Below are 20,520 nucleotides of genomic sequence, written 5' to 3'. Positions count from 1 at the left end.
CTACAGTTTCCCGTACTGGTTCTGGTAGGTTTCGAGTGCTGTCTCGAGCTTGGCGAGATTCTCGGCGGTGTAAGTGACGTAGTCGCTGCCCGGGGCGGTCAGGTGCAGTTCCGAGACCATGCTCCACATCGCCTCGCGCAGCAGAGAGGCGCACTGCATGGCCGCATGCGAGCGGCGGATCGCCTGATCCGGCTTGCCACCGAAATAGGTAGCCAAAAGCTCGTCCGACTCTTCCCCCGTCATGCCGGCATTCGAGGCGGTGCCGGCGAGATCGAACATCGCGGTCGAGAAACCGGCATATTCGAAGTCGATGAGCCAGAGCCGTGAACCGTCGTCGAGGAAATTGGCCGGCAGCAAATCGTTGTGGCTGAAGATGATCGGCAGCGGCGCTTGCGCCTTTTCCAGCCTGTCGGCCAGGTCGAGATAGCACGGTAGCTCCGGCGTCATGCGGCTATTGCCGGCGGCCAGCGTGCGGGCATAGTCGCGGATGACGTGGAAGGCCCAGAACATGAAGCCCGCGCCGGAGACGTGCCGCGGCATCTCGTCGTGAAAGCGCCTGACCAACTGGGCGATGCGGGAGGCATTGGCCCGCACGTCGTCTGCACCATAGGTCTTGGCGCCGAGGAACTCGCTCACCATCACGCCCGGCGCTGAATAGCGCAGCTCCGGCGCAAAGCCTGCTTCATGGGCGGCGCGCGCCACCATCACCTCGCGGTCGCGGAAGACGTGGTGGAACGGGTAGTCCTTGCCGAAGCGCACGACATGGCGGCCGTTGCGATCCTCGACCAGCCAGCTCTCATTGCTGATGCCGCCCTTGAGCGGCGAAATCGTAAGCGGCCCGTTCCACAAGGGCAGGGCGCGAATGCGGTCCTCGCTGCTCGACATCCAGCCCCTCCGTGCCGTGTCCGGCGCGTTCCCCTTGCGCCTTGACGTTGTTGGTGGGCAGTCTCACGCAGCGGAAGCAGCGGTGTCAATCCGAATCTGTGGCTTTATTTGCTATTTTGACCGAATATGTTGAAGATGGTCGCAAATACGGTAGAGTCAGTCAGAAGATATCTCAGAAACGGCCAATCTGGCCGGTCGAACGGGACAGCCTGATGAATCACTCCAAGCGCCACAGCGAAATCCTGCGCCTGCTCGAGGACGACGGCACGATCACCATCGCCGACCTCGCCGAAAAGCTCGGCGTGTCGCTGGAAACCGTGCGGCGCGACGTCAAGCCGCTTGCTGACAGCGGCTCGATCCTCAAGATGCATGGCGCCATTGGCCTGCCGTCGGTGGTAGGCGAGGCGCCTTTCGAACGGCGCATGCGAGACAATGCCGACGCCAAGCGCGCCATCGCCAAGACCGTCGCCGCCACCATCCATGACGGCGAGTCGGTCATGCTCGATACCGGCACCACCACCAGCTACCTGGCGCGGGAACTGCTCGGCCATCGCCGCCTGACGGTGGTGACCAATTCGTCCGACATCGCCCGTACGCTGGCCACCGTGAACGGCAACAAGGTCTACATGGCCGGCGGCGAGCTGCGCAGCGACAGCGGTGCGGCCTTCGGCGTCTCGGCCATCGAGTTCGTCAGCCGCTTCGCTGTCACCCATGCAGTGATCTCGGCCGGCGCCGTCGATGCCGAAAACGGTGTCATGGACTACAATCTCGAGGAAGCCGAGTTCGCCCGCGTCGTGCTGGCGCGCGGCCAGCGCTCGGTCGTCGTCACCGACCACAGCAAGTTCGGCCGCAAAGGCCTGGTCCAGGTCTGCGGCTTCCAGGGCTTCACCGAACTCGTTACCGACAAACAGCCGTCCGAGGATCTTGCCCAGGCGCTCGCCGATGCCGGGGCTGAACTCACCATCGCCGGCCGTTGAGCCGGGGCTTCAGGCCTGGGCGAAGACCAGCCTGAAGCAGGCGCCCTTCCTGTCGCTACCGGCGAGCTCGATGCGGCCGCCGTGGATCTGCATGATCTCATGTACCAGGTTGAGCCCGAGGCCGGCGCCGTGGCCGCGCGGTCGCAGGCGGTAGAACGGCTCGAAGATCTTCTCCCGCTCCGCCGCCGGCACGCCGTCGCCTTCGTCCGAAACCTCGATCGTGGCCGGGCTGTTGACGCCGATGGTGATCCTGCCGGCGTTGCCGCCGTGCTCGATGGCATTCTGCACCAGATTGGTGATGGCGCGCTCGACGGCGGTGCGGTCGCCATTGGCGAACAACTCGCCGCGCGCCGGTTCGAACGACATCTCGTAGCCCGCGGCAAAGGCCATCGGCGCCAGGTCGACGACGACGCCGCGCGCCACCGCCACCAGGTCGAAACGGGTGAATTGCTGCGTCTGGCGGCCAAGGCGCTGGATGTCGAGAAGCTGGTCCGTCAGCGTCGACAGTCGTGCTGTGTCCTGCAGCAGCCGCGCCCGTTCGGGCGTCGCCGGCAGCGAGGTGATGCGGGTGTTGAGGATGGCGACCGGCGTGCGCAGCTCATGCGCGGCATCGATCAGGAAGCGTTTGTGCCGTTCATAACCCTTGTCGAGACGGTCGAGCGCGCCGTTGACCGCCCTGACCAGCGGCGCGATCTCCGATGGGATGCGCTCCACCGGCAGTCGCACCCCGCGTTCGTCGATGTCGATCCGCTCGGCCAACACTGCCGCCTGGCGCAGGCCGCGGAAGGCACTGCGCACCACGAGCGGGATCACCAGCAGCGTCGCCACCGCCATCACGCCGCCGATCGGAAAGATGATCTCGAGGAACAGTTCCGGCGTCACGTCGAGCAGCGCCGAAACCCTGAAGCGGCCTTGTGCGCCGGTGAAAATCTGCACTTTTCCGGCGCTGGTATCGTACCACATCACCGTCGCTGCGGGCAGGGTCGAGCCCTTCTTCCAGACCAGCTTGGCATTGTCGATATGGTCGAGTGCTGCGGCCATTCGGGTGAATTCGGGCGGGATCGTGCCTTCCTTCAGCATGTGCCCCTGTTCGTCGCGCAACACGAACCAGAGATCGGGCACCTCCTCGCGCAGATCCTGCAAACGCGATGTGTTCTTGAGCACAAGCTCGCCGGCATCATCCCGGCGCACCACCTTGCGCAGCACGTCGACGGCCCGGCCTTCGTAATTCTCCGGAATGACGCCGGTGACGATCAGGGCGCCGAGGATCATGCCGATCAGCAGCGTCAGCAGGATCACCTGCAGGATCACCAGGCGCCACACCAGCCGCCATTTCAGCGAGATCGGGCGGAAGAAACGTGCCAACAGGCGAAGGATTTTCTGAATGGTCATGAAATCTCGCGCAGGAGATAGCCGACGCCGCGCACGCCATTGATCTCGACCTTGGCGTCGGCTTCGGCCAGCTTGCGCCGGAGCCGCGACACATGCGTGTCGAGCGCATTGGACTGGATCTCGTCGTCGAGGCCGAACACCGCTTCCATCAGCGACGAACGTTGCACCATGCGGCCGGTACGCCGCAACAGCGCCTCAAGCACCAGGAGCTCGCGGCGCGGCAGGGTCAGCGGCTCGCCGCGAACGAGGACCTCGCGATGGCCAAGATCGAAGGAAAGGTCGCCGGCGCGGATGATCTGCGTCTGCACATTGGCCGGCCGGCGCAACAGCGCGCGCAGCCGCGCCAGCAGCTCCTCGAAGGCGAAGGGCTTGGCCAGGTAGTCGTCGGCGCCCATGTCGAGCCCGTCGACCTTGTCGGAGGTGTCGCTGCGCGCCGTCAGCACCAACACCGGCGTCGCGTTGCCGCGGGCACGGATCTTCGGCACCAGCGTCAGCCCGTCGCCGTCGGGCAACTGCCGGTCGAGCAGGATCGCGTCGTAATTCTCGCTGGCGGCAAAGTCGCCGGCCTCCAGCAGCGATGCGGCGTGATCCACCACCATGTCGTATCGCCGCAACGCCGTTTTCAAAGCCGACGCCAGTTCTGGCTCGTCTTCCACAAGCAGTATGCGCATTTCAGTCCTCGAAGGGCCCCTCGGTGCCGCCCGGCTATTCCTTCAACATTGCAGAAGCATTGCGCAATAAGCACGGCGACCGGGGGCAGCCGCCAAAATGCCTGTTTCTCGGCCTTTGTCGCAATGCATGTGTAATCCAGCGGCCTCAAACAGCTTTCGCTAAGGGCAGGCGACCGATTCGCCGGCAGACGATTTCGAAAGAGGTTCGCAATGGCCGCAAACGACACTTTATCCTTTCTCATGGCATGGGCCACGGCGCCACTCAAGGTCGCTTCCATTGCGCCGTCCAGCTCCAGCCTGGCAACGCTGATGACCCAGGAGCTTGGCCCGGAGACCGGACCGGTACTCGAGCTCGGTGCCGGCACCGGACCTTTCACCCGCGCCATGCTGGCGCGCGGCGTCCGGGAAAGCGACATGACGCTTATCGAGTTCAACAGCGACTTCGCCCATTTGCTCAGGTGCCGCTTCCCCAAGTCGCGGGTGCTGGAAATGGATGCGGCCGACCTGCGCTACCGGCCGATCTATGACGGCCCGGTCGCCGGCGCGGCCGTCAGCGGCCTGCCGTTCCTGGCGATTCCGCCACGTCAGACGCTCGCCATTCTCGAAGGCATTTTCGCCAACCTCAGGCCCGAAGGGGCGCTGTACCTATTCACATACGGCTTCCGGTGCCCTATTGATCAGCCGCTTCTCGACAGGCTCGATCTCGAAGTGACGCGCATTGGCCATACCTTCCGCAACCTGCCGCCGGCGGCTGTCTATCGGATCACAAGGATGAAGCCGGCAAAGAGTTACGACTGGCGCTTTTCATGATTCCATCTTTCCTGGGCTTCGGTCTGCTCGGCGCGGCATGTCTTGCCTTCACCGAGAAGGTTTCGCCCGTCCCGCCGTCGCATGTGCTGCTGTTGTTTCTCGGCATGACGGCGGCGCCCGACGTTCCGATGCTGATCGCACTGATGTTTGCGACCACGTTGGGTTCGACGCTGGGATCGATGATCTGGTACGCCGGCGGCAACTGGCTGGGAGCTGACCGCGCCGATGCCGCTGTGAGGCGGTTCGGCAAGTACATATTCCTCAAGCATGCGACCTATCAACGGCTGACGGTCGCCTATCGCCGCAACAACTTCCGCGCCTCGCTGATCGCCCAACTGGTGCCGGTGGCGCGCACCTATCTCGCGCTCGAGGCGGGGGTGCTGCGGCTGACGTTCGTGCCTTTCGCGCTTGCCACCGTGACCGGCGCCTTCATCTGGAACGCCGCCTTCCTGATCGGCGGCTATCTGATGCGCGACAGCGACCACGACCCGGTGACCATCGGCTTCCGCATCGTCGCCATCGTCGTCATAGCCGAGATCGTCTTCCTGCTTGCGCTGCGCCACAGCACCCGGGGGACGAACGATCATCCCCCGGGCGAGACGCATCACTAGCCAAGCTGCCGTCCCTGGCACTGCGGCGGCTCTTGCCGCCGCAGGCAGGAGTCAGCCTAACCCTGGATCACGCGATAGAAGTTCCAATAGGAAGAACCCGAGACCACGAAGGGCTCGAGCTTCTTTCCCCATTGGGCATGGGCATCGATCTGGGACAGCTTGGCGAACATGTCTTCGATCTGCGCCAGGCTTTCGACGTTGTGGTTGACTTCGATGGTGGCTTCCTTGGCGCCGATCGATCCGGTCAGGATCTGCATGGCCATCTTGTCGGTTCCGGCCTGCGGACCGATTTCCCGTTCCCATTGGCGCAACAGATCGATGGCGCTTTGCTTGTGCCCGAAGCGGGCATCGATCTTCCAGCGTGCAACGAACATGGCTTCCTCCCATCTGGCGGGCGACCATTCGCCCGCATCCGATTACTCGTCCCAGGCCTGCACGACTGTCTGCCGCGCGATCTTGCCGTCCTTAAGTTCCAGCATCGCAGCGCAGAAGACCTTCGTGCCGTCGGGGTAGGCGCAGTCCTGCGAGAAGGCGAGGTTGTCGCCTTGCGCAATTGTCAGGTCGACGCGATGGCTCATCGCGCGGCTGCAGATGTCGTCCCAGAAGGTGGTGATCGCCGCGCGGCCGCGGATTTCGCGCGGCTTGCTGGGCGGGTTGTTGCGGTCGATGACGCGCACCAGCGCGTCGTCGGCGTAGAAGCTGGAAAGCATCGGCCCATCGCGGCTTTCGATCGCCTTCTTGATCGAGGCACCGGTGACGGCTTCCTTGGTGGCAAGCATCTTATCCTCCTTTTGGCCGGCCTTCCGGGCGGCCCTGTGTTGCGACGGTCCCGGTCGGAACCGAAAACCTATTGCGACTTCGCCTTGGCGGCGGCCATCGCCGTGTCGACTTCCTGCTTGAACTGTGGGTAGTCGACCTGCATGCCGTTCAGCACCGTCGACCAGTGGCGGACGACGGCTGCCATCGCCACCGCCTCGCGGATCTCCTCGTCGGTGGCGCCATTGGCCTTCGCCGCGGCGGTATGGAAGTAGACGCAGTACTGGCACGGTATCTGGGCGGCGACGGCGAGGCCGAGCAGCTCCTTGGTCTTGCCGTTCAGCTCGGTCTTGGGATTGAGCTGGATGCCCTTGAACTCGGCCCAGGCGCCTGAGATGCCCGACTCGGGAAATGCCTTGAAGAAGCTGGGTACCGAGCCGAGCGTGGCTTCGATGTCCTTGTAGGTCGCCTCGGCCGAGGCATCTTCGGCACCGGCGCTCGATGCGGCCAAAACGGCGAAACCGGCTGCCATCGCCAGCGTGGTAAGAACTCCACTTGCCTTTGTCATGTCTTCCTCCTTCGCAGTTTCGAGGCGCTGTCTCCGCCTGCCTGCATCGGAAAACTGTAGTCCCGGGCGCCGCATCGCCGCTTCGCCCGAAAAGGCCACTGGTCCTATGGCCCGTCCGGGCCAGTCTGCCGCACCGCGAATGCCGCCGCCGCGGCACGCGAGGGTAGATCGAGCTTGGTCAGTATGTTGGCGACATGGCGCTTCACCGTGTGCTCGCTGAGGCTGAGTTCGATGGCGATGGCCGCGTTGCTCTTGCCGTCGGCGATGAGTGCGACGACCTCGTTCTCGCGTGCCGTCAGTGCTGACGGCTCTGCTGCTGCAGGCGCCCGGCGGCTGCACGCCGGTTCGAGGTGCTGTTCCGACGTCGCCTCGACCAGGGCCAATGGTCCATCCAGATCGTCGAGCGCCAGGCGACCGGCGTCGATGAAATGCACGCCCGAACCGGTCGCGATTTCCGAGACAAGCCGCGATGCTAGGATGCCGCCGCGCCCGGCATGCTCGGCAATCTTGACGGCGACGCGCACCGTTAGCCCCGAGGGCGGGCCACGCGTCTCGATCTCGCCGACATGCACGCCCTGAGCGCTGGCGATGCCGATGCCCTGGGCCGCGTCGCGCAGTGCGGCCGCGCATCGTATGGCGCGCGCCGGTCCGTCGAAACGTGAGATCGCCACGTCACCATACTGGTCGACGATGCGGCCGCCGTGTCGGCCGACGAGCAGGCGCAGCGTTTCCTGGAAGCGCAGGCTGCGTTCGCTCCACATCCTGTCGCCGAGCCGCGCCGTGTCCGAAACGCGCGTTACCAGAAGTGCCGCCAGCACCCGCTCGGTGTCGGGCGGTGCATGCGTGCCGGTCAGAAATTCTTCAATCAGGTCGGCGACGCGGTTGACGTCGCCGGTCCAGATCGGATGGTCGCGACCCGGGATCTCGGCGAGCCGGGCGCCGGGAATTTTCTGCGCCAGATAGCGGCTGGCATCGGGATCGACCCGCGCGTCGTTGCGGCGATGGATAAGCAAGGTCGGCGCGCGGATGCTGGCCAGCACGCCGCGTACGTCGATTTCGGCGTTCATCCGGGCCAGTGCCGCCGCCGCCGTCGGGCTGGCAGACAAACGCTCGAAGCGCGCCCACCAGGCGGCGAACCGGGGATCGTCGAGACGTCCTGGCGCAAAATTCTGAAGCGTGGCGCCGGTGCCCCAGGATGTCTCTGTGGCGTCGATGAAGGTCTGCAGCCGTGCCGGGTCCATCACCCATTTGTGGAACTGGGCGTAGCCGGCATAGAGCACCAACGAGCGTGTTCGTTCGGGATAGGTCGCGGCAAACAGGATCGCCATCGGCGCGCCTTCGGAGGCACCGAGGATCGCAGCACGGCTCGAGCCCGCGGCATCCATTACCGCGCGCACGTCGTCCATGCGCGTTTCGAGGCTCGGAAGCGCGTTTGCGTCGACACGGTCGGAAAGCCCGGTACCGCGCTTGTCGAACAGGATCAGGCGGGAGAAGGCGGACAGGCGCGAAAGCAGCCGGCTGTAGCCTTCATCTTCCCAGTGCAGGTCGAGATTGGAGATGAAGCCGGGAACGAAGACGAGGTCGAGCGGACCCTGGCCAACCACCTGATAGGCGATCCGGACGTCACCGCTGCGCGCATATCGAGTAGCGATCGGCCTTGCCACAGCCATTCCGCCTGCGAATTGCATTAGGTCTGGCTAAGACTAGCAGGTTTCCGGCGGGAAGGTGAGGGGGCCTTGGCCGGCCCCGCGCCTACTTTCAGGCCGCGTCCTGCTTGGGGCGACGGATCGTGGCAGCGGCGGCGATCACCAGCGGCTTCATGCCCTTGCCGCCTTCGTCGAACATCTCGAAGAACTGGCGCCGCATGCGCGGGTCCCAGAAGTCGTTGATGTGCTTGGCGACGCCGACGACGCCTTCGTCATGCGGCTTGGATTCGAAGAAGGTCGCGATCTGGTTCGCCATGTAGACGAGCTTTTCCTTCGTCCCCATCTTGTGCTCTTCATGCGACATTTTTGGCGGCTCCGGTAGTCACGCGGTCTGGATGGGTGAAGATGTCGAAATCGTCGCCGCGCACGAGCGCGATCAGCGTCATGCCGGCCTGTTCGGCGGTGCGGATAGCCAATGCGGTGGGCGCCGAAACGGCAATGATGAAGGGCGCGCCGATGGCCGCCGTCTTCTGCACCATTTCCACCGACACGCGGCTGGTCACCACCACGGCACCGGAAGCGCCGTCGATCTTGGCCTTGTCGAGCGCACCGGCAAGCTTGTCGAGCGCATTGTGGCGGCCGACGTCCTCGCGCGCCGCAACGATGCCCTTGCCGGGAATGTAAAAGCCGGCGGCGTGCACGGCACCCGTTTCGGCATGCAGCGGCTGAGCCTTGGAGAGCAGCTTCACCGCCTGCACGATGTCGTTGGCGGAAAGCCCTGACGACGACTTGTTGACGTGGTCGACCGAGCGCATCGCTTCCTCGATCGACTCGATGCCGCAGAGGCCGCAGCCTACAGGACCGGCAAGCCTGCGTCGGCGCTGCTCGAAGCGCTTGTTGGCCTTGTCCTTGAGCCTGATCTGGATGTCGATGCCGGCCTCGACGTCAAGTACCTCGATCGACTCGATCTCCTCGACCGAGCCGATGATGCCTTCGGTCAGCGAGAAGCCGAGCGCGAAATCCTCGAAGTCGGCCGGGCTTGCCATCATCACAGCATGCGTGGTGCCGCCATAGGACAGCGCCACCGGCGTCTCCTCCGGCACCATGCGGTTGGCGACCGTGGTGCCGCTCGCCCGGCGGGCGAGGCGGCTGGTCTGGGTGATGGCGGGGCGGTCGGTCACCGCGAGGCTACTCCGCCGCTTCCAGGTGGCCGGCAATGCGACGGCTCTGCTGGGCCTGCTCGTTGTAGTCCTTCTGCCAATCCGATGGACCGTTGGAGGCGCCGACCTGAACCGCCGTCACCTTGTACTCCGGACAGTTGGTTGCCCAGTCCGAGAAGTCGGTGGTGATGACGTTGGCCTGCGTGTCGGGGTGGTGGAAGGTCGTGTAGACCACACCCGGCGACACCCTGTCGGTGATCTGCGCCCTTAGCGTCGTTTCGCCGGCGCGGCTCTGCAGCCGCACCCAGTCGCCGTCGCGAAGGCCGCGCTGTTCGGCGTCGTGCGGGTGGATCTCCAGCAGGTCCTCGGCGTGCCAGGCCACGTTTTCGGTACGCCTTGTCTGCGCGCCGACATTGTACTGGCTGAGGATGCGGCCGGTGGTCAGAAGCAGCGGGAAGCGCGGGCCAGTCTTTTCGTCGGTCGCGACATACTCGGTGCGGATGAACTTGCCCTTGCCGCGGACGAAGCCGTCGATGTGCATGATCGGGGTGCCTTCCGGCGCCTTTTCGTTGCACGGCCACTGCACCGAGCCCATCTTCTCCAGGAACTCATAGGAGACGTTGGCGAAGCTCGGCGTCGTCTTGGCCACCTCGTCCATGATCTCGGACGGGTGCTGGTAGTTCCAGTTCAGGCCCATCGCTTGGGCGAGGCGCTGCGTCACTTCCCAGTCGGCGAGGCCGTTCTTCGGTGCCATCACCTTGCGCACGCGGTTGATGCGGCGCTCGGCGTTGGTGAAGGTGCCGTCCTTCTCGAGGAAGGTCGATCCGGGCAGGAACACGTGGGCGTAGTTGGCGGTCTCGTTGAGGAACAGGTCCTGCACGACGACGCATTCCATGGCTTCCAGGCCGGCCGACACGTGCTTGGTGTCGGGATCCGACTGCAGGATGTCTTCACCCTGGATGTAGATGCCCTTGAAGGTGCCGTCGACGGCGGCATCCAGCATGTTGGGGATGCGCAGGCCCGGCTCGTTGTCGAGCTTGACGCCCCACAGGCTGTCATAGATGTCGCGCACGGCGTCGCCGGAAATGTGGCGGTAGCCCGGCAGTTCGTGCGGGAACGAGCCCATGTCGCAGGCGCCCTGAACGTTGTTCTGGCCGCGCAGCGGGTTCACGCCGACGCCCTTGCGGCCGATATTGCCGGTCAGCATGGCGAGGTTGGCGATACCGATGACGGTCGTCGAGCCCTGGCTGTGCTCGGTGACGCCGAGGCCGTAGTAGATCGCGCCGTTGCCGCCGGTAGCATAGAGGCGGGCAGCACCGCGGATGGTCTCGGCCGGAACGCCCGACAGCTTCTCGACTTCCTCGGGGCTGTGGCGCTCATCCGAGACGAACTCGGCATAATCCTGGAATTCCGACCAGTCGCAGCGCTCGCGGATGAACTTCTCGTCGAACAGGCCTTCGGTGACGATCACATGCGCGATCGCGGTGACCACGGCGACGTTCGTGCCCGGCTTCAGTGCCAGGTGATGCGCGGCCTCGATATGGGCCGACTTCACCATCTCGGTGCGGCGCGGATCGATGACGATCAGCTTGGCGCCGGCGCGCAGGCGCTTCTTCAGGCGCGAAGCGAACACCGGGTGGGCCGAGGCAGGGTTGGCGCCGATGATCAGCGCGACATCGGTGTCTTCGACCGAGTCGAAGTCCTGGGTGCCGGCCGACGTGCCATAGGTCTGGCCGAGGCCGTAGCCGGTCGGCGAGTGGCAGACACGGGCGCAGGTGTCGACGTTGTTGTTGCCGAAGCCCTGGCGGATCAGCTTCTGCACGAGGAAGGTTTCCTCATTGGTGCAGCGCGAGGAGGTGATGCCGCCGATGGCGCCACGACCATACTGGTACTGGATGCGCCGGAATTCCTTGGCCGTATGCGTCAGCGCCTCTTCCCACGACACTTCGCGCCACGGATCGGTGATCTTCTCGCGGATCATCGGGTTGAGGATGCGCTCTTTGTGGGTGGCATAGCCATAGGCGAAGCGGCCCTTGACGCAGGAGTGGCCACGATTGGCCTTGCCGTCCTTCCACGGCACCATGCGCACCAGCTCGTCGCCGCGCATCTCTGCCTTGAACGAGCAGCCGACGCCGCAATAGGCGCAGGTGGTGACGACCGAGTGCTCGGGCTGGCCGATCTCGATCACCGACTTTTCCGTCAGCGTTGCCGTCGGGCAGGCTTGTACGCAGGCGCCGCAGGACACGCACTCGCTGTCGAGGAACAGTTCATGCGCGCCGGGCGAAACGCGGCTGCCGAAGCCACGGCCTTCGATGGTCAGCGCAAAGGTGCCCTGCACCTCTTCGCAAGCCCGGACGCAGCGCGAGCAGACGATGCACTTGGACGGGTCGTAGGTGAAGTAGGGGTTGGACTCGTCCTTGGCCATCCATTTGAAGTTCGCAACGCCGTCATTCTTGGCGCGAACGTGGTTGTCGCCTTCGTAGCCGTAGCGCACGTCGCGTAGGCCAACGGCACCGGCCATGTCCTGCAATTCGCAGTCGCCATTGGCCGCACAGGTCAGGCAGTCGAGCGGGTGATCGGAGATGTAGAGCTCCATCACGCCCTTGCGGATGTCCTTGAGACGGCCGGTCTGGGTGTGCACCACCATGCCGGGCATGACAGGCGTCGTGCAGGACGACGGCGTGCCGTTGCGGCCTTCGATCTCCACCAGGCAGAGGCGGCAGGAGCCGAAGGCGTCGACCATGTCGGTGGCGCAGAGTTTTGGAATGGCGATGCCCGCTTCCATCGAAGCGCGCATGATCGAGGTGCCCTCAGGCACGGTGACCTCGAAGCCGTCGACGGTCAGCGTGACTTGCTTTTCGGACTTGGAGGCAGGGGTGCCGAAGTCGATTTCGTGAATGAGACCCATGATGTTGTCTCCTATTCCGCTGCCTGTGCGACCGTTGCCGGCCGGAAATCTTCGGGGAAATGGTTGATGGCGCTCATGACAGGGTAGGGCGTGAAGCCGCCGAGCGCGCAGAGCGAACCAAACTTCATCGTGTTGCAGAGGTCGGTCACCAGCGCGAGCTGCTTTTCCGGCTCGATGTTCTGCTTGAGCTTGTCGAGCGTCTCGACGCCGCGCGTCGAGCCGATGCGGCAGGGCGTGCACTTGCCGCAGCTTTCGATGGCGCAGAATTCCATGGCGAAGCGTGCCTGCTTCAGCATGTCGGCGCTGTCGTCGAACACGGTGATGCCGGCATGGCCGATCAGGCCGTCGCGCTTGGCAAACTCTTCGTAGTCGAACGGCGTGTCGAACAAAGCGCGCGGGAAATAGGCGCCGAGCGGGCCGCCGACCTGCACCGCCTTGACCGGGCGGCCGGTTGCGGTGCCGCCGCCGATCTCGTCGATAATCTCGCCCAGCGTCAGGCCGAAGGCCACTTCGAACAGGCCGCCATGCTTGACGTTGCCGGCGATCTGGATCGGGATGGTGCCGCGCGAGCGGCCCATGCCGAAGTCCTTGTAGTACTGGGCGCCCTTGTCCATGACGATCGGCACGGAGGCGAGCGAGATGACGTTGTTGATCACTGTCGGCTTGCCGAACAGGCCTTGGATCGCCGGCAGCGGCGGCTTGGCGCGAACCACACCGCGCTTGCCTTCCAGGCTGTTGAGCAGCGAGGTTTCCTCACCGCAGACATAGGCGCCTGCGCCGGAGCGGATCTCGATGTCGAAGCCTTGGGAGGATCCGAGAACGCTCTTGCCGAGAACGCCAGCGCGACGGGCGACCTTGACGGCCTTTTCCATCACGGCGATCGCATGCGGATATTCGGAACGGATGTAGACGTAGCCCTTGGTGGCGTGGGTCGCGAGGCCGGCGATCGCCATGCCTTCGATCAGCACGAAGGGGTCGCCTTCCATGATCATGCGGTCGGCGAAGGTCGCCGAGTCGCCTTCGTCGGCGTTGCAGACGATGTATTTCTGCTCGCCGGGCGTATCGAGGACCGTCTTCCACTTGATGCCGGTCGGGAAGCCGGCGCCGCCACGGCCGCGCAGGCCGGATTCGGTCACCTGCTTGACGATGTCGGCGGGCGCCATTGATACAGCCTTGCGCAGGCCGGCGAGGCCGCCATGGGCTTCATAGTCTTCCAGCGAAATCGGATCGGTGATGCCGCAGCGGGCAAAGGTCAGGCGCGTCTGCTTGGCGATGAAGGGCAGCTTTTCCGGATCGCCGAGCGAAAGTTTGTGCTGGCCGCCATGGGCGAGGCCGGCGTCGAACAGCGATGCGACGTCCTTGGCAGAGACCGGACCGTAGGCAACGCGCCCGGTTTCGGTCGCAACTTCGACCATTGGCTCGAGCCAGTAGAGGCCGCGCGACCCGTTGCGCACGATCTTGGCGTCGATGCCGCGTGCTGCAACCTCGGTCTCGATCGCCTTGGCGACCTTTTCGGCGCCGAGCGACAGCGAGCCCGAATCGCCGGGAATGTAGATCGTCACGCTCATGAGCGGATCTCCTCGGCGATTTCATCGATCTTGTCGGCGTCGAGACGGCCGATCACTTCGCCGTCGAGCATCGCCGCAGGGGCACAGGCGCACAGGCCGAGGCAATAGATCGGCTCCAGCGTGACAGCGCCGTCCTTGCTCGTCTCGTGGAAGCCGATGCCGAACTTCTGCTTGATCTGGGCGGCAATGGCGTCGCTGCCCATCGACTGGCAGGCTTCGGCCTGGCAGACCTTGAGCACATGCCGGCCGGCCGGGTGGTGGCGGAAATCGTGGTAGAAGGTGAAGACGCCGTGCACTTCGGCACGCGACAGGTTCAGCGCCTCGGCGATGATCGGCAGGGTTTCCTGCGGCACATAGCCAAACTCTTCCTGGACACCGTGAAGAATCGGGATCAGCGGACCCTCGAGGCTCTTCAATTCGCTGATCACCGCAGCAGTTCGCTCGGCGAGTTCGGTACTTGCTGGCTGCATGACCACGCAGCGCCCTCCCTGACACTGGCGCCTGACTTGGGCGCTATATCCCTATTGAAGCCGATCCTGGGGGCCGGAATCAATAAAGCTGTTTCGTCACATGATAAAAATTTTCTATCGAGTGGACGAATTCACTGGGAGTATAGCTCACGCGTTGCGACGGAAATCGCCTGCCAGCGCCATGGCTTCGTCAAGCAGCGCCTGCACCAGCGTGGTGTTCGGATCGCGCTTGGCCACCACCAGCCCGACGGTGTGGCTGGCATCGGGTTCGACGATCGGAATTGCGCGGATCGGTTCGGCAAAACCGAAGGTTTCCGCGAGGTTGAGCGGCATGATCGACGACCATTTGCCGGTTCTGATGTGCGAGAACAGCACGATCATTGAGTTCGATTCGAGCGTGGGTCGCACCTGCACGCCGGCGTCTGCCAGATGCTGGTCGATGATGCGGCGGTTCTGCATGTCGGGGGTGAGCAGGCACAAAGGCAGCGTGCTGACCTCTTCCCATGTCACCTTCTGTCGATCGGAATATTCGTTCCCCACCGCCGTGATCAGCTGGTAGCGCTCGGCATAGAGCGGCACGCTGGTCACCCGGCCGAGCGGTTCGTTGTCGAGATAGGTGATTCCCGCGTCGATCTCGAAATTGCCAAGCAGCGACAAGACCTCGATCGAGGTGCGCGACAGGATAGAGAAGGTGACGCCGGGATGCTTGTCGCGAAATGGCGTCGTCAGCCTCGGCACCATGGCGAGTGCCGTCGGGATGGCGGCGATACGGATGCGACCGGAAAGGCCGTGGCGGGCGGCGCGCATTTCCTCGCGCATGGCGCGGGTGTCGCCAACGATGCGCCGGGCCCAGTCAAGAACCTGCCGGCCTTCCGGCGTCAGGCCCTGGAAACGCGAACCGCGCTGCACCAGCATCACGCCAAGGATGTCCTCGAGCTGCTTGATGCCGGCGGACAGCGTCGGCTGGGTAACGCCGCATTCCTCGGCGGCGCGCCCGAAATGTTGCTCCCTTGCGAGTGCGATGAAGAACTCAAGCTTGTCTATCATGCCGGAAGGCTATCCGGCGCCGGCCAAATTAGCCAGTCTTCACAAGGGACTACCGCATCAAAATCATTGGTTGATGAGGTTGAGGATGTTGCCGTCGGGATCCTTGAACCACGCAACCCTCAAGTCGCCGAAGACATGGACGTCGCCTTCGAGGCGGGTATCCGGCATGTCGTAATGCTCGAATGTCACGCCTTTCGACTTTAATTCCTCGACCATCTTGTCGATCTTGTCGCCGACGGCCCAGGTGACCGACGTCGCTTTGTTGGTCCCGGCATAATCCGAGCGGTAGACGTTGATCACGGTGTTGCCGCTTTTCAGCACCGACACCTCCTCGCCCATGTGCTCGACCTCGCTGAGGCCGAGCGTCTTTTCGTAGAAGGCCCTGGCGCGTCCGAGATCCTTGACGGCCACATTGGCAACCGCATTGATTTGACCAAGCATGTCAGTCTCCTCTCTGTTTGCCCCCACGAGCCACGCTTTCGAAAATAGTGCCGCCCCGGCGGGGCGACAGGTCTTGCTGCGCAGAGGTTGGTAAGCTCACGAGCCGGCGAGGCGTTTCCGCTCGGCGATCGCCTTGATGCTGGCGAGGCCCTTTTCGAAGTCCTTGCCGACCATTGTGTCGAAGTTCATGAACACCTGCATCACCTTGGACATGAAGGGCGACGGGCCGGTCATTTCCCAGTTCAGGCGCGTCTTTCCGCCTCGCGGTTCCATGGTGAAGCGGGCGACATTGTGCGCTTCGAACGGCTTCAGGAAGTCGAGCTTGATGACCACCTTGTTCGGCGCCACGGCTTCGGTGATCTCCATCCGCCCATTGCCGACCTTCTTGTTGCCGTCCCATTCATAGACCGCGCCGCGGCCGGATTCAGCACCGCCCATCTTGCGCTTGAGATCAGGATCGAGCGCTTCCCATGGCGACCAGTCGCGCCAGTTGTGGAAGTCGTTGATCAGCGGGAAGATGGTATCAGGGGCTGCATCGATATCGGTCGTTCGCTGGATGCTGAAGGTGGCGGGCTTGGTCGCGGCGATCGCCAGGATGATGAGGATCGCGAGCACCAGCAGCCCGAGGATGATGGCAAGAATTGGCATTGTCGTCTCCTGAGAAAGGCTGGATCAGCGACGGAACGGGATCAGCGCCTGCAGGCGCGGATCGCGCAGGTATAGCCCGCCCCAGGCCATCAGCCCGAGATAGACGCCGAACAAAGTGTGCGAAAACAAAGGGTTGCCGATGCGCAGGTGGCTGGCGATGGCGCCGCCGAGATAGCCGGTCAAAAGGATCGCGCCGAGGATCGCCGTCCGCGGCCAGGCATAGAGCACGGTGCAGAGAAGCGTCAGCACGCCGAGCGTGCGGGCGAGCTCCGAAGGCAGGCCGAGCGTCGCCATGGTGTCATGCACCACCTGCAGCGGCACCAGCTTGATTGCGCCGTCGAACAAAAGGAAGGCGATGACCAGGCCGCTCAGAACGCGCCCGGTCCACAGGGCGCCATTGGATGTTGCGGGAGTTGCGACTGCAGAATTCATAATCAGGTTTCCTCGTAATGCCGCTTGTTTGAAATTATTCGCCAGCGTTGCCGCTGCTGATCATCCAGGGGGTGCCGAACTTGTCCTTCAGCATGCCGAAGCCCTTGGCCCAGAAGGTTGGGGCAAAAGGCATGGTCACCGTGCCGCCGTCGGCAAGGGCCGCGAAGATGCGCTCGGCCCGGCCGAGATCGCCGAGGTCGACCGAAATCGAGAACCCGCCCATTTCGCTCGCATATTGCGGTGGCGAGTCCGATGCCATCAGCGACTGGTCGCCGATCGACAGCTGCACGTTCATCACCTTGTCCTGCCAGTCAGCAGGCATGCTGCTCTCGCCGGGTTCGTCGCGGTAGGTCACCAGGCCGACGATCTCGCCGTCGAAAACCTTGGCATAGAACTCGAAAGCTTCGCGGCAATTGCCGTTGAAGAAGAGGTAATTGACGAGTTTCATCACGGTTTCTCCGGGTGATTGCTCTCCGTATGCCCCAAGGACGAAGCAGGCAGCGCCGATCCTACATGCCCGCTGAAGTTTCTTTGCCGGTGTAATATGGAGGCCGGCCAGGCACTTGCCGGCGGCCAGGACCCGACTGCCATTTCGGGTAGCTTGGTTCTTCCGCCAAACTGCATTATCTCAGGCTCGACACAGAGCAGCAGGTTCGACACATGACAGTCACCAAAGAAATCGTTGTGGAGCGTCTCAAGACGGTCAACGGCCCGGATTTCTCAGGCAACATCGTCGATCTCGGATTGGTTTCCGACATCTTCATCGCCGACGGCAAGGTGTTCTTCTCGATCACCGTTCCGGCTGCGCGCGCCCAGGAGATGGAGCCGCTGCGCGCCGCAGCCGAACGCGTCGTCAAGGCGATCCCCGGCGTGAACGGCGCCGTCGTAGCGCTGACCGCCGAGAAAAAGGGCGGCGGCATGGAAGCGCCGGTGCCGCCGAAGCCGGCAGCCCCCCGTCCCGCACCAGCGGCACGTCCGGCACCGCACGCTCCCGCCTCACAGTCGCAGGGCAAGCGCGGCGTGCCGGGCATCGCCTCGATCATCGCGGTCGCCTCCGGCAAGGGCGGCGTCGGCAAGTCGACGACAGCGGTCAACATCGCACTTGGCCTCGCTGCCAACGGCCTCAAGGTCGGCGTGCTCGACGCCGACATCTATGGCCCGTCAATGCCCAAGCTTCTCGGCATCCATGGCCGTCCGGAAACTGTCGACGGCAAGATACTCAAGCCGATGCAGAATTATGGCCTCAAGGTCATGTCGATGGGCTTCCTCGTCGACGAGGAGACGCCGATGATCTGGCGCGGCCCGATGGTGATGTCGGCGCTGACGCAAATGCTGCGCGAGGTCGAGTGGGGTCCGCTCGACGTGCTCGTCGTCGACATGCCGCCCGGCACTGGCGACGCCCAACTGACCATGGCCCAGCAGGTGCCGCTGGCGGGTGCGGTCATCGTCTCGACGCCGCAGGACCTCGCCCTGATCGACGCGCGCAAGGGCCTGAACATGTTCAAGAAGGTCGACGTGCCGCTGCTCGGCATCGTCGAGAACATGAGCTACTTCATCGCACCTGATACGGGCGCGCGCTACGACATCTTCGGCCATGGCGGCGCAAAGCGGGAAGCCGAGCGCCTCGGTGTCACCTTCCTCGGCGAAGTGCCGCTGGAAATGGGCATCCGCGAAAGCTCCGACGCCGGCACGCCGGTCACGGTCGCCAAGCCAGACAGCGCCCAGGCACAAACCTACCGCGCCATCGCTACCAAGGTCTGGGAGCGCCTGCAGGAAGAGCAGGGCGTGGCCGCAGCAGCGACGCCGACGATCGTGTTCGAGTAGGCGAGACTAGAGCTGGCGGGACAAGCATCTCTGTCGGGAAATTGGCCGGCGGACATAGAGGTCGCGATCCTTCGCACCCCTCTCTGTCCTGCCGGACATCTCCCCCGCAAGGGGGGAGATCAGCCGTCACGTCGACCTTCGCCAACCGCCAACGTTGCAGACAGTGCGAGACCGCTCAAACTGCCAATCTCCCCCTTGCGGGGGCGATGTCCGACAGGACAGAGAGGGTGCGAAGGATCGCTACTTCAACGAACTGTCGTGCAGCTCTGCAGTGCGCCCGAGCTCACAGCTCCTTGCAGCGCAACCTGAATGACCTGCGATAGGTGCCCCAACAGTGTGGCATTCAAGCCACGGCCTCTACTTACTGCAACCTATCGGGGCATTGGGTGCTTGATATTCGCGCCCTAGGAATTATTTTGCCGCCTCAGGGCAAGGGGAATATTCATGAAATCGATTCTTTTGGCGGGTGCAGCACTCGCTATGTCTATTGGCGTCGCCGCGGCGGCGGACTCTGTAACAGCCGCGCCGGCTGGTTTTGTTTGGACCGGTGGATATGTTGGACTGCAAGCAGGCTATGCTTGGGGCAATGCCAACTACGATGCATTTGAGTATGCCGCCATAGATTATGACCCCGATGGGTTCTTCGGAGGACTGTATGTTGGTTACAACCATCAACTGCAAAACAACATCGTTCTAGGCATCGACGCAGATCTGAATTTCTCCGGCATCGACGGCAAGGCCAGCATGACATGGTTCGGTGACGCGGAGCCGGATGAGGAACACGTCGGCTATTCCAAGGTGAAGACGACTGCTTCTGTCCGCGCCCGAGTAGGCTACGCGATGGATCGCTTCATGCCATACGTTGCTGGCGGTCTTTCGTCTGCCAAGTACCAGTTCGACCTTGACCATGACGGCACTGGCAACATGGACTTTGAGGAAGAGCGCCGCCTGACCGGTTGGAACATCGGCGTTGGTGCTGAATATGCTGTCACCAACAACATTTTGGTGCGTGCGGAATACCGTTACACCGATTTCGGCTCGGCGGAGTTCGACCAGGACTGGGGTGGGGATTCCACGATCGACCTCAAGACTCACGATGTTCGCTTGGGCGTCGCCTATAAGTTCTGACCACGTCGGCCAGGCAAAGAACCCCGGCTCCGGCCGGGGTTTCTGTTTGTGGGGCGGCAATTAGGGCAGCGTGGACCCGTCCGGCGAACGGTTAAATCGGTCCCGCCTCACCCCTCCCGCACCGGCAGCCTTCGCATTTCAAACCCCGTCTTGGTCGTCTGGAAGCCGGCGTTGTGGTAGAACCCCAGCGTCGCCGGCTCCTTGGAGCTCGTGAGCAGCATCACCTTGTAGCAACCGAGCGCCCAGGCCTCATCGACAGCTGCCAGCAACACCGCCTTGCCGTGGCCCTGGCCGCGGAAGTCGGCATGGGTCACCACATTCTCGATCAGCGCATAGTTGGCTCCGCCGCGGACGAAGTTGGGCACCACCACCAACGTACAGGTCGCCACCTGCCGGCCGTCGACCAGGCCGAGGAAGATGCCGCTCGGCCCGTAATGCGAGAAGCGCTCCCAGATCTCCTCCGCATGTCCGGTGCTGACCGGCTCGTCAGGCACCAGATGGCGATAGAGCTGCACCAGTTCGGGCAAGTCTTCGCGGCGTGCCCGGCGGATGGTGAGCTCAGCGGACATGGAACTTCC

23 protein-coding genes are annotated in these 20,520 nt (G+C 63.7%); 5 read left to right on the top strand and 18 right to left on the bottom strand.

What is annotated here, in order from left to right; all coding sequences use genetic code 11:
• On the bottom strand, positions 1-885 hold the full coding sequence (locus ACSQ3E_RS24180) for a phosphotransferase (protein ID WP_436124608.1): 885 nt from the start codon (positions 883-885) through the stop codon (positions 1-3).
• 212 nt (positions 886-1,097) lie between these two features.
• On the opposite strand from ACSQ3E_RS24180, the gene ACSQ3E_RS24175 reads away from it, so the two are divergent.
• On the top strand, positions 1,098-1,862 hold the full coding sequence (locus ACSQ3E_RS24175; protein WP_436124607.1) for a DeoR/GlpR family DNA-binding transcription regulator: 765 nt from the start codon (positions 1,098-1,100) through the stop codon (positions 1,860-1,862).
• A gap of 9 nt (positions 1,863-1,871) precedes the next feature.
• Here the strand turns inward: ACSQ3E_RS24175 and ACSQ3E_RS24170 are convergent, their stop codons facing one another.
• Together ACSQ3E_RS24170 and ACSQ3E_RS24165 are read right to left on the bottom strand one after the other, a co-directional pair.
• Positions 1,872-3,254, bottom strand: coding sequence for a sensor histidine kinase (locus tag ACSQ3E_RS24170; RefSeq protein WP_436124606.1), 1,383 nt, complete (start codon positions 3,252-3,254; stop codon positions 1,872-1,874).
• Positions 3,251-3,925: a response regulator transcription factor gene (locus tag ACSQ3E_RS24165; RefSeq protein WP_310319266.1), complete on the bottom strand. Its 675-nt coding sequence runs from the start codon at positions 3,923-3,925 to the stop codon at positions 3,251-3,253. The genes ACSQ3E_RS24170 and ACSQ3E_RS24165 overlap by 4 nt, the downstream gene beginning before the upstream one ends.
• A gap of 240 nt (positions 3,926-4,165) precedes the next feature.
• Here ACSQ3E_RS24165 and ACSQ3E_RS24160 point away from each other — a divergent pair, with 240 nt between their 5' ends.
• Positions 4,166-4,735 carry a class I SAM-dependent methyltransferase gene (locus ACSQ3E_RS24160; protein ID WP_436124605.1) on the top strand — a complete coding sequence of 190 codons (570 nt, stop codon included), beginning with the start codon at positions 4,166-4,168 and terminating at the stop codon, positions 4,733-4,735.
• Entirely contained in the window at positions 4,732-5,346 is a 615-nt protein-coding gene (locus tag ACSQ3E_RS24155) for a DedA family protein (RefSeq protein ID WP_310319260.1), read from the top strand. Before ACSQ3E_RS24160 ends, ACSQ3E_RS24155 begins: the two co-directional genes overlap by 4 nt.
• A 56-nt stretch (positions 5,347-5,402) precedes the next feature.
• Here ACSQ3E_RS24155 and ACSQ3E_RS24150 read toward each other — a convergent pair whose 3' ends face one another.
• The 14 genes from ACSQ3E_RS24150 to ACSQ3E_RS24085 form a co-directional block, all read right to left on the bottom strand.
• On the bottom strand, positions 5,403-5,720 hold the full coding sequence (locus tag ACSQ3E_RS24150) for a hypothetical protein (protein WP_436124604.1): 318 nt from the start codon (positions 5,718-5,720) through the stop codon (positions 5,403-5,405).
• 42 nt (positions 5,721-5,762) lie between these two features.
• Positions 5,763-6,125 carry a nuclear transport factor 2 family protein gene (locus tag ACSQ3E_RS24145; protein WP_067965564.1) on the bottom strand — a complete coding sequence of 121 codons (363 nt, stop codon included), beginning with the start codon at positions 6,123-6,125 and terminating at the stop codon, positions 5,763-5,765.
• A gap of 68 nt (positions 6,126-6,193) precedes the next feature.
• Positions 6,194-6,670 carry a carboxymuconolactone decarboxylase family protein gene (locus ACSQ3E_RS24140; protein WP_310319251.1) on the bottom strand — a complete coding sequence of 159 codons (477 nt, stop codon included), beginning with the start codon at positions 6,668-6,670 and terminating at the stop codon, positions 6,194-6,196.
• Between the two features lie 104 nt (positions 6,671-6,774).
• Complete coding sequence (locus ACSQ3E_RS24135; protein ID WP_436124603.1) at positions 6,775-8,340, bottom strand: alpha/beta fold hydrolase; 1,566 nt, start codon at positions 8,338-8,340, stop codon at positions 6,775-6,777.
• Positions 8,341-8,428: 88 nt separating this feature from the next.
• Positions 8,429-8,680 (bottom strand): formate dehydrogenase subunit delta, encoded by a 252-nt coding sequence (locus tag ACSQ3E_RS24130; RefSeq protein ID WP_436124602.1) that lies wholly within the window; start codon positions 8,678-8,680, stop codon positions 8,429-8,431.
• On the bottom strand, positions 8,670-9,497 hold the full coding sequence (gene fdhD / locus ACSQ3E_RS24125) for a formate dehydrogenase accessory sulfurtransferase FdhD (RefSeq protein WP_436124601.1): 828 nt from the start codon (positions 9,495-9,497) through the stop codon (positions 8,670-8,672). The genes ACSQ3E_RS24130 and fdhD overlap by 11 nt, the downstream gene beginning before the upstream one ends.
• 7 nt (positions 9,498-9,504) lie before the next feature.
• Positions 9,505-12,384: a formate dehydrogenase subunit alpha gene (gene fdhF / locus ACSQ3E_RS24120; protein ID WP_310319239.1), complete on the bottom strand. Its 2,880-nt coding sequence runs from the start codon at positions 12,382-12,384 to the stop codon at positions 9,505-9,507.
• Between the two features lie 11 nt (positions 12,385-12,395).
• Positions 12,396-13,952: a formate dehydrogenase beta subunit gene (locus ACSQ3E_RS24115; RefSeq protein WP_436124600.1), complete on the bottom strand. Its 1,557-nt coding sequence runs from the start codon at positions 13,950-13,952 to the stop codon at positions 12,396-12,398.
• Positions 13,949-14,428, bottom strand: a complete 480-nt coding sequence (locus ACSQ3E_RS24110; RefSeq protein ID WP_310319232.1) for a formate dehydrogenase subunit gamma — start codon at positions 14,426-14,428, stop codon at positions 13,949-13,951. Before ACSQ3E_RS24110 ends, ACSQ3E_RS24115 begins: the two co-directional genes overlap by 4 nt.
• Before the next feature lie 141 nt (positions 14,429-14,569).
• Positions 14,570-15,469 (bottom strand): LysR family transcriptional regulator, encoded by a 900-nt coding sequence (locus ACSQ3E_RS24105; protein ID WP_310319229.1) that lies wholly within the window; start codon positions 15,467-15,469, stop codon positions 14,570-14,572.
• A gap of 63 nt (positions 15,470-15,532) precedes the next feature.
• Complete coding sequence (locus tag ACSQ3E_RS24100; protein WP_436124599.1) at positions 15,533-15,910, bottom strand: VOC family protein; 378 nt, start codon at positions 15,908-15,910, stop codon at positions 15,533-15,535.
• A 96-nt stretch (positions 15,911-16,006) separates the two neighbouring features.
• Complete coding sequence (locus tag ACSQ3E_RS24095) at positions 16,007-16,558, bottom strand: SRPBCC family protein (protein ID WP_310319223.1); 552 nt, start codon at positions 16,556-16,558, stop codon at positions 16,007-16,009.
• A 24-nt stretch (positions 16,559-16,582) separates the two neighbouring features.
• Complete coding sequence (locus ACSQ3E_RS24090) at positions 16,583-16,990, bottom strand: DoxX family protein (protein WP_436124598.1); 408 nt, start codon at positions 16,988-16,990, stop codon at positions 16,583-16,585.
• A 34-nt stretch (positions 16,991-17,024) separates the two neighbouring features.
• Positions 17,025-17,438 (bottom strand): VOC family protein, encoded by a 414-nt coding sequence (locus ACSQ3E_RS24085; RefSeq protein ID WP_436124597.1) that lies wholly within the window; start codon positions 17,436-17,438, stop codon positions 17,025-17,027.
• A 212-nt stretch (positions 17,439-17,650) separates the two neighbouring features.
• Between ACSQ3E_RS24085 and ACSQ3E_RS24080 the strand changes: the two genes are divergently transcribed.
• Positions 17,651-18,814 (top strand): Mrp/NBP35 family ATP-binding protein, encoded by a 1,164-nt coding sequence (locus ACSQ3E_RS24080; RefSeq protein WP_436124596.1) that lies wholly within the window; start codon positions 17,651-17,653, stop codon positions 18,812-18,814.
• A gap of 444 nt (positions 18,815-19,258) precedes the next feature.
• A complete protein-coding gene (locus tag ACSQ3E_RS24075) occupies positions 19,259-19,942 on the top strand; it encodes an outer membrane protein (protein WP_436124595.1) in 684 nt (227 codons plus the stop codon).
• A gap of 107 nt (positions 19,943-20,049) precedes the next feature.
• Here the strand turns inward: ACSQ3E_RS24075 and ACSQ3E_RS24070 are convergent, their stop codons facing one another.
• Positions 20,050-20,511, bottom strand: coding sequence for a GNAT family N-acetyltransferase (locus ACSQ3E_RS24070; protein WP_436124594.1), 462 nt, complete (start codon positions 20,509-20,511; stop codon positions 20,050-20,052).
• Between the last annotated feature and the right edge of the window lie 9 nt (positions 20,512-20,520).

The organism is Aminobacter sp. LjRoot7, from assembly GCF_964252895.1.
GTDB lineage: Bacteria > Pseudomonadota > Alphaproteobacteria > Rhizobiales > Rhizobiaceae > Aminobacter > Aminobacter aminovorans_B.
This window is presented reverse-complemented; position numbering and strand designations above follow the sequence as displayed.

Coding starts and splice junctions, on each gene's coding strand:
- ACSQ3E_RS24160 (WP_436124605.1), top strand. CDS start 4,166: ATGGCATGGGCCACGGCGCCACTCAAGGTCGCTTCCATTGCGCCGTCC.
- ACSQ3E_RS24155 (WP_310319260.1), top strand. CDS start 4,732: ATGATTCCATCTTTCCTGGGCTTCGGTCTGCTCGGCGCGGCATGTCTT.
- ACSQ3E_RS24070 (WP_436124594.1), bottom strand. CDS start 20,511: ATGTCCGCTGAGCTCACCATCCGCCGGGCACGCCGCGAAGACTTGCCC.
- ACSQ3E_RS24135 (WP_436124603.1), bottom strand. CDS start 8,340: ATGGCTGTGGCAAGGCCGATCGCTACTCGATATGCGCGCAGCGGTGAC.
- ACSQ3E_RS24095 (WP_310319223.1), bottom strand. CDS start 16,558: ATGCCAATTCTTGCCATCATCCTCGGGCTGCTGGTGCTCGCGATCCTC.
- ACSQ3E_RS24075 (WP_436124595.1), top strand. CDS start 19,259: ATGAAATCGATTCTTTTGGCGGGTGCAGCACTCGCTATGTCTATTGGC.
- ACSQ3E_RS24145 (WP_067965564.1), bottom strand. CDS start 6,125: ATGCTTGCCACCAAGGAAGCCGTCACCGGTGCCTCGATCAAGAAGGCG.
- ACSQ3E_RS24130 (WP_436124602.1), bottom strand. CDS start 8,680: ATGTCGCATGAAGAGCACAAGATGGGGACGAAGGAAAAGCTCGTCTAC.
- ACSQ3E_RS24140 (WP_310319251.1), bottom strand. CDS start 6,670: ATGACAAAGGCAAGTGGAGTTCTTACCACGCTGGCGATGGCAGCCGGT.
- ACSQ3E_RS24150 (WP_436124604.1), bottom strand. CDS start 5,720: ATGTTCGTTGCACGCTGGAAGATCGATGCCCGCTTCGGGCACAAGCAA.
- fdhF (WP_310319239.1), bottom strand. CDS start 12,384: ATGGGTCTCATTCACGAAATCGACTTCGGCACCCCTGCCTCCAAGTCC.
- ACSQ3E_RS24080 (WP_436124596.1), top strand. CDS start 17,651: ATGACAGTCACCAAAGAAATCGTTGTGGAGCGTCTCAAGACGGTCAAC.
- ACSQ3E_RS24165 (WP_310319266.1), bottom strand. CDS start 3,925: ATGCGCATACTGCTTGTGGAAGACGAGCCAGAACTGGCGTCGGCTTTG.
- ACSQ3E_RS24180 (WP_436124608.1), bottom strand. CDS start 885: ATGTCGAGCAGCGAGGACCGCATTCGCGCCCTGCCCTTGTGGAACGGG.
- ACSQ3E_RS24175 (WP_436124607.1), top strand. CDS start 1,098: ATGAATCACTCCAAGCGCCACAGCGAAATCCTGCGCCTGCTCGAGGAC.
- ACSQ3E_RS24115 (WP_436124600.1), bottom strand. CDS start 13,952: ATGAGCGTGACGATCTACATTCCCGGCGATTCGGGCTCGCTGTCGCTC.
- ACSQ3E_RS24085 (WP_436124597.1), bottom strand. CDS start 17,438: ATGAAACTCGTCAATTACCTCTTCTTCAACGGCAATTGCCGCGAAGCT.
- ACSQ3E_RS24100 (WP_436124599.1), bottom strand. CDS start 15,910: ATGCTTGGTCAAATCAATGCGGTTGCCAATGTGGCCGTCAAGGATCTC.
- ACSQ3E_RS24105 (WP_310319229.1), bottom strand. CDS start 15,469: ATGATAGACAAGCTTGAGTTCTTCATCGCACTCGCAAGGGAGCAACAT.
- ACSQ3E_RS24170 (WP_436124606.1), bottom strand. CDS start 3,254: ATGACCATTCAGAAAATCCTTCGCCTGTTGGCACGTTTCTTCCGCCCG.
- ACSQ3E_RS24090 (WP_436124598.1), bottom strand. CDS start 16,990: ATGAATTCTGCAGTCGCAACTCCCGCAACATCCAATGGCGCCCTGTGG.